This is a genomic window from Pseudonocardia sp. (assembly GCF_025965585.1).
GTDB lineage: Bacteria > Actinomycetota > Actinomycetes > Mycobacteriales > Pseudonocardiaceae > Pseudonocardia.
Map to the genome: position 1 here is coordinate 1 of NZ_JAOPWR010000132.1, position 5646 is coordinate 5646.

Below are 5646 nucleotides of genomic sequence, written 5' to 3' on the forward strand. Positions count from 1 at the left end.
GGCTCGGTCGGCGTCGGTGAGGGGCTCGGCGGCCTCGAGGGGGGCGTGGAGGTCGCAGAGGAAGACGACAGTCCGCTCGACGTCGTACGCGACGCCGCCCGCGCCGCCGGTGGCCCGGCGGCCAGGAGAACTACTTCTCGCGGCCACCGGCACCCGTCTGTCCGCATGACCCGGGCGGGGAGGGCGGCGCGCGCAGTGTGCGGGGAGGACATGATCGATCTGATCGACCAGGGAGGCGAGACCTTCCGTGCCCACCCTGGGGCCCGCCACCGTGGCTCGCGCACTTCCCGCGACCCGACTGCGCGGGGTGAGGATGTTGGACGCGGGCCGTCCGATCGCGTGTGCGGCCGCTGCGAGGTCCGGCAGCGGCCAGCCCGCGCGGCTCCGCCGCGTCGCCGGCGGTGAGCTCGTCGCGGCGTCGGGGGAACAGCGTGGGTCCGACCGTCACCTTCTACCAGAAGCAGAGCGGCACGAGCTTCACGCTGCCGGCGTGCTCGGACTCGCCCGTGAGCCTCTGCCAAGCCCTCCGGGCACGACCATGCAGGCGACCCAACCCTCCTGACCAGGTGCCACCGCCCGGCGCGGCCGGGTCCTACCATGCTGTGGTCGGCGACGACATCTTCCACCGCGCCGCCTAGGCTTCGCCCGCGCCGAGCACGCCACCGCGCTCGTCCCGGGCGCTGGCCGTCGCAGCTGGCCGGACCCGTTGCCGACGGGACCGGGCACCGGCACCACCGCCACCCGCCCGACGGGAAGGGCGACCGACATGCACACCGTCACCCCCGAGCCCGCCGCGACCCGGCGAAGGCCGCCTGTCCTGGGCGAGGGGCTCTCCCCGCGGCGTCGGCTGGCCGGGGCGCTGACCGGGCTGGTCGTTCTCCCGCTGCTGACCCTGGGTTTGGCCCAGCTCCGCGACGTCGTGGAGCTGCCCGTGCAGATGTTGCTCTACCTGCTCGCCGTGGTGGTCGTGGCGCTGGTCGGGGGGCTGGTTCCGGCGCTGACGGCCGCGGCCGCGGCCGCGGTGTTGCTGGATCACTACTTCGTCCCGCCCCTCTACGACCTCGACGTTGCCAACCCCGCCAACGTGGTGGCCCTGGTCGCGTTCGTTCTCGTCGCCGGCGCGGTCAGCTCGGTGGTCGGCCTGGCCGCGCGCCGCATCCGCGAGGCCGAAACCCTCGCGACCGCGAACGCCGCGGGCCGCGAGGAGCTGCGCGGGCTCGCCGAGGAGCAGGCGGCGCTGCGCCGGGTGCTCGCCGAGGAGCAGGCGGCGTTGCGCCGGGTCGCCACGCTGGTCGCCCGCGGGGTGCCGGCGGCCGGGGTCTTCGCGGCCGTCGCGCAGGAGGTCGGCAACGTCCTGGGGGCGGACGCCACGAACATCGTCCGCTTCGAGCCCGACGGCGCGGCAACCGTCCTCGCCCGCGTCGGCGCACACCCCGACGAGTTCCCGATAGGAAGCCGCTGGACGCCGGAGCCGCCGCTGGCCTTGGCGGTCGTCCTGCGCACCGGCCGCCCGGCACGCCTCGACGATTTCAGCCGAGCCGCCGACGTCTACGGTGACGCCGTCCGCCGGCTGGGCATCCGGTCAGGGGTCGCGGTTCCGATCGTCGTCGAGGGGCATCTGTGGGGCGCGATCGCGGTCGGGACGCGGCGCGAGCATCTTCCGGCCGACGCCGAGGAGCGCCTGGCTGGGTTCACCGAGCTCGTCGGGGCCGCGATCGCGAACGCCGAGGGCCGCGCCCAGCTCGAGGACAGCCGCGACGAACTCCGCCGGCTCGCGCAGGAACAGGCGGCGCTGCGCCGCGTCGCCACGCTCGTCGCACGCGGGCTGCCACCGTCCGAGGTGTTCCCAGCCGTCGCGCAGGAGGTCAGACACATCCTCGGGGCCCACGCCTCGAACATCGTCCGCCTCGAGCCCGACGGCGCGGTGACCGTCCTCGCCCCCGTCGGCGACCACCCTGAGGAGATCTCGGTGGGCAGCCGCTGGAACCTCGAACCGCCGGGGGCCTTGGCGCTCGCCCTGCAGACCGGCCGCCCGGCTCGCTGCGACGACTACAGCCAGGTCCCCGGTGCGTTCGCGGAGGCCACCGTCCGATCGATGGGAATCCGGTCGTCGGTCGCGGCGCCGATCGTCGTCGAGGGGCATCTGTGGGGCGCGATCGTCGCCGGGGTTCGGCGCGGGCGTTTCCCGGAGGACACCGAACAGCGCATGGCCGGGTTCACCGAGCTCGTCGGCACCGCGATCGCGAACGCCGAGGGCCGTGCCCAGCTCGAGGACAGCCGCGACGAACTGCGCCGGCTCGCCGACGAGCAGGCTGCGCTGCACCGCGTCGCCACGCTCGTCGCCCGCGGGGTGCCCGCAGCCGAGGTGCTCGCGGCCGTCGCGCAGGAGGTCGGCAACGTCCTCGGCGCCTACGCCACGCCCATCGCCCGCCTCGATACCGACGGCAAGACGACCATCGTCGCCGTCGCCGGCGCCCCGCCCGACGAGCTGGCGGTGGGAAGCCGCTGGAAGCCCGAGCCGCCGATGGCCGTCGCGAAGGTCCTGCGCACCGGCCGCGCGGCTCGCAGCGACGTCTACAGCGAGGCCTCCGCCGCGGCCGGTGCCGCCATCCGCCGGCTGGGTGTCCGGAGCGGGGTCGCGGCTCCGATCGTCGTCGAGGGGCACTTGTGGGGCATGATCGCCATCTTGGGGCGACGCGGGCGTTTCCCGGACGACACCGAAGAGCGCATGGCCGGGTTCACCGAGCTCGTCGGCACCGCGATCGCGAACGCCGACAGCCGCGCCCAGCTCACCGCCTCCCGGGCCCGGATCGTCACCGCCGCCGACGACGCGCGCCGCCGGATCGAGCGTGACCTGCACGACGGCACCCAGCAGCGCCTGGTCGCGCTCGCCCTGGAGCTGCGCCTCGCCCAGGCCACCGTGCCCACGGAGCTTCCCGGGCTGAAGACCCAGATCGGCTGGCTCGCCGACGAGCTCATCGAGGCGATCGACGAGCTGCGCGAGATCGCCCGCGGGATTCACCCGGCGATCCTGTCCGAGGCAGGGCTCGGGCCCGCCTTGCGCACACTCGCCCGTCGCTCGGCGATTCTGGTCGAGGTCGACCTCCGGACCGAGACCCGCTTCCCAGAGGCGGTCGAGGTGGCGGCGTATTTCGTCGTCTCCGAGACGCTCACGAACGTGGCCAAGTACGCCGATGCCTCGTACGTGACGATCCTCGGCGAGGAGCGGTTCGAGACCCTCTGGCTGTCCGTCCAGGACGACGGCGTCGGCGGGGCCGACCCGGCGCGCGGCTCCGGGCTGGTCGGCATCCGCGACCGGGTGGAAGCCCTGGGCGGGTCGTTCGAGATCAACAGCCCTGTCGGAGAGGGCACGCTGGTCCAGGTCTGCCTCCCGCTGCAACCCGCGTGACGACCCGGGCTCACGTGGATCGCGCCACGCGATACCTGCCAGCATGAGTCCGAGCACTCCGGTCATCACCGGGGCATGACAGCCGCTGGCGGTGATGCGCACGGTGGGCGTCGCAGAGAGGCTGGTCCGTGAAACAACCACCGATCACGCTCCTCGTCCGTGGTGGAGTCGGTCGGCCATAGGCGGGAGGGCGCCATGAACCAGCGGAAACCTCGGGGTCAGGTGCCGAGCTTGACAGGTCACGTCCTAGCGCGGTCGTTGGCCGCGGAGGACCGGGCCGAGGACGCCGGCCAACTCGACCCCGACGACCGGCTCACCTGCCACGTGCACGGCCGGTGGATCCACCAATGCGTCTCTTCACCGGTGCACGTCAACCCGGTCACCCGGCATCGCTGGTGCCGCGACTGCGCAGCAGAGCTGACCGTCGCCGTAGACGAACTCGCGCGAACGGTGACCATGCGCTGCCCGCGCTGCGGCCAGGGCAGCAGCGCCGCCACCACCCGGCTGATGGCCGCCTGCCGTGCCAGCCTCAGCCACGCCAGCAGCAGGTCCCAGCCCCGCCTCGTGGCCTGACGCGGTCACGTCGTGGAGCAGGAAGACCTTCTGATCATGACGGACGAGCAGCCTCAGCGGGCGAGGACCAGCGTGAGCACGCGCGTCAGTTCGACCGCGGGGTCGTCCGCGGCCCCAGCGCTGCGGCAGGCGACGTGGGCGGCGGGGCGCACCAGAACACAGCCGTCCTCCCCCACCCCACGGGCGTGGGCCCAGCCCTCGTGGAGGTCGATGTGCTCGCGGCCCGGGCCGATCACGTGGGCCACCAGATCGACGCCCAGCTCCGCGGCCACCTTGGTGGCGGCTTCGGCCCACGCCTCCCCGGAGATGCCGGTGAACAGGCGGACCCGGCCCTTGCCCGCGAGGTCGTGAGTGAACAGGCGACGCCCGCTGCGTCCGAGCCAGATGTGCGGCAACCGGGCTCCCGGCCAGGTGGTGGGATGGTGGTACAGCTCCGGGTCGCGGGCGTAGGCGGGCTCCGGGGGGGCCGTCGGGTGCCACCGCGCCGGACGCGTAGCGCTGCCCCATCTCCACGCCGTGGGCGTTGAGCTCGTTGTCCTTGGGCTCCAAAGCCTCGCGCAGCGCCACCCGCTGTCCCGCCGCCTCCGGGGTGTTGTCGGCGCGGTCGGCGATACGGCGGCGCATCACCTCGGGGTCGGACGTGTCGGTCAGCCCCATCGCTTCGAAGATCGGCCCGAACTCGTCGATGCTCTTGTTCGCACGCAGCACGATCTGCCCCGGTGGGCGAGCGCTCCTCGTCGTAGGAGTCGAGCAGCGCCTCCCCCGCGGTGCCGCGCAGCACGTTCGCCAGCTTCCAGGCGAGGTTGTAGGCGTCCTGGATGGAAGTGCTGGAGCCCAGCCCGTTCGACGGCGGGTGCCGGCGGCAGGCGTCGTTCATGCAGGACGCGCAGCCGTGCGGTAGCGGGTGGGGAGACCGGCCAGAATCGCCGCTGCGGCAGCGGCGCCGTCCATCTCATGCATCAGCAGGTCCAGTAGCACCACGTCGGGGCGGGCCTCATCGAGCTGCTGCAGCGCCTCGGCGGCGCTCGCGCAGCACGCCACGACGATCAGCTCCCCGAGGAGCAGCGACAAGCCTTCGACCTGTCCAGCCTGCAGGTGGTGGTGCACGCCGCGGCGCCGTGCCCGTCGACCTCAAGCACGCGATGATCGACTGGCTGGGCCCGAGCTCCTGGAGTTCTACGCGGGCAGCGAGGGCACCGGGATGACGGCGATCGGCTCCGCCGAGTGGCCGGAGCACCCCGGCTCGGTCGGCCGAGCGGCACGGGGTGCTGTGCACATCGCCGACGAGGACGGCACGGAGCACCCACCCGGTGAGGTCGGCACCGTCTGGTTCTCCGGAGGCGGCAGCTTCGCCTACCACAAAGACCCGGCTGACCACGGGCAAGCTGCTGCGCGGGAGGGCCCGGGGGCAGTACGGGCTCCCACCCTCCGGGCGTAGCCGCGCGCCTATCGTCCCGGGGCGCCTACCGGATTCGATGCCCGGCGGGTCGCCACGCGCGTGGCCGCGTCGGCCGGCGGGTCGCGGAGTTCGGCCAGCGTGAGCCACCGGGCGTCGTCGGCATCGGCGAGCAGGCCGAGCGTGACGAGTCGCCGGCCCCGCTCCGCGAAGAGCACGTGCAGCGACGCGGCGGCGAGGTCGAGCAGCTCCGCGGCCGTCGACGGCA

The 5646-nt window shown here is 73.7% G+C and carries 5 protein-coding genes and 1 pseudogene; 2 read left to right on the top strand and 4 right to left on the bottom strand.

Features of this window, described 5'->3' with window-relative positions:
* Positions 1-766 precede the first annotated feature (766 nt).
* Both JWR81_RS08310 and JWR81_RS08315 read left to right on the top strand, forming a co-directional pair.
* Positions 767-3409, top strand: coding sequence for a GAF domain-containing protein (locus JWR81_RS08310; RefSeq protein WP_297649085.1), 2643 nt, complete (start codon positions 767-769; stop codon positions 3407-3409).
* A 231-nt stretch (positions 3410-3640) separates the two neighbouring features.
* Positions 3641-3982 (top strand): hypothetical protein, encoded by a 342-nt coding sequence (locus tag JWR81_RS08315; RefSeq protein ID WP_297649088.1) that lies wholly within the window; start codon positions 3641-3643, stop codon positions 3980-3982.
* 53 nt (positions 3983-4035) lie between these two features.
* Here the strand turns inward: JWR81_RS08315 and JWR81_RS08320 are convergent, their stop codons facing one another.
* The 4 genes and pseudogenes from JWR81_RS08320 to JWR81_RS08335 all read right to left on the bottom strand — a co-directional run.
* Positions 4036-4413 (bottom strand): hypothetical protein, encoded by a 378-nt coding sequence (locus JWR81_RS08320; protein WP_367278757.1) that lies wholly within the window; start codon positions 4411-4413, stop codon positions 4036-4038.
* A gap of 290 nt (positions 4414-4703) precedes the next feature.
* Positions 4704-4838: pseudogene (locus tag JWR81_RS08325) on the bottom strand (FAD-dependent monooxygenase); the annotation flags it as partial.
* Positions 4839-4855: 17 nt separating this feature from the next.
* Positions 4856-5089 (bottom strand): response regulator, encoded by a 234-nt coding sequence (locus tag JWR81_RS08330; RefSeq protein WP_297649091.1) that lies wholly within the window; start codon positions 5087-5089, stop codon positions 4856-4858.
* 339 nt (positions 5090-5428) lie between these two features.
* Positions 5429-5646: hypothetical protein (locus tag JWR81_RS08335; protein WP_297649096.1), on the bottom strand; the 218-nt coding region annotated here is incomplete at its 5' end.

Bases quoted from the DNA above. Each gene is read 5' to 3' on its own strand.
- JWR81_RS08310 (WP_297649085.1), top strand. From the start codon at position 767: ATGCACACCGTCACCCCCGAGCCCGCCGCGACCCGGCGAAGGCCGCCT.